Source organism: Halorubrum kocurii JCM 14978 (genome assembly GCF_000337355.1).
GTDB classification, from domain to species: Archaea; Halobacteriota; Halobacteria; order Halobacteriales; family Haloferacaceae; genus Halorubrum; species Halorubrum kocurii.
Genome location: NZ_AOJH01000050.1, coordinates 1 through 1004, shown reverse-complemented (window position 1 = coordinate 1004; position 1004 = coordinate 1). Strand labels below are relative to the sequence as shown.

Sequence of the window (1004 nt, the reverse complement as noted above, 5' to 3'; positions counted from 1 at the left end):
GCCATCAGAGATGTGTATAAGAGACAGGACGTGGAGTGGGGCGAGCTCGACTACCTCGTGATGGACCTCCCGCCGGGCACCGGCGACACGCAGCTCACGATCCTCCAGACGCTCCCGCTGACGGGCGCCGTCATCGTCACGACGCCGCAGGAGGTCGCGCTCGACGACGCGGTGAAGGGGCTCCGGATGTTCGGCAAACACGACACGAACGTGCTCGGGATCGCCGAGAACATGGCCGGCTTCCGGTGTCCGGACTGCGGCGGCTTCCACGATATCTTCGGCTCCGGCGGCGGGAAGGCGCTGGCGCAGGAGCACGAGCTCCCCTTCCTCGGCGGCGTCCCGCTCGACCCAGCGGTTCGCACCGGCGGCGACGACGGCGAGCCGGTGGTCTTGGAGGAGGGCGAGACCGCGGACGCGTTCAAGGTGATCGTCGAGAACGTGGCGAACAACGCCGGCGTCGTGCGCCGGCGCGGGGTGAGCGAGGGCCGATGATCGGGGAGGACGGAGCCGATAGGGGCGGTGAGGAGGACGAGCGCGCCGGAGACGAGGCCGACCCCGCCGACCCCCTCGACGCCGCCGGCGTCGACCCGGTCGTCCCGGCGTCGGCCGCGGACGCGGCCGCCGGGGAGTTCCCGGACGACGACGAGGTCCGCGCGTTCCTCCGCGAGGTCGCCGCCGACGTGCGCGGGGACAGCTCCGAGAGCCAGCAGCTCTCGGCGATCATTTACCGCGTGTCGGACCTGTACGACCCCGACGAGCAGACCTCGCCGGAGGAGATCTACCTCAACGTCCGGCACATCATGCGGATCAAAGAGCAGGGCGGGATCGAGCGATAAGGTGGGGTTGGTAGTTAGGTGGCAGGCTGAGAGGTTTTCATCGATCGTTTTTGAATGGATGCTGCTGGTGCTGCGGTGAAGACCTCCAAAGCCCCAGTCGCTCGCTTATAAGCGGTCGACAGTGGATCGACGGTGAAGACCTCCGAAGCCCCAGTCGCTCGCTTATAA

Annotated in this window: 2 protein-coding genes; both read left to right on the top strand. The window is 67.8% G+C overall.

The window, feature by feature from the left end; translation table 11 throughout:
- Positions 1 to 492: P-loop NTPase (locus C468_RS07540; RefSeq protein ID WP_152422892.1), on the top strand; the 492-nt coding region annotated here is incomplete at its 5' end.
- Positions 489 to 836 carry a hypothetical protein gene (locus C468_RS07535; protein ID WP_008848295.1) on the top strand — a complete coding sequence of 116 codons (348 nt, stop codon included), beginning with the start codon at positions 489 to 491 and terminating at the stop codon, positions 834 to 836. The genes C468_RS07540 and C468_RS07535, both read left to right, overlap by 4 nt.
- The last annotated feature ends 168 nt before the right edge of the window (positions 837 to 1004 follow it).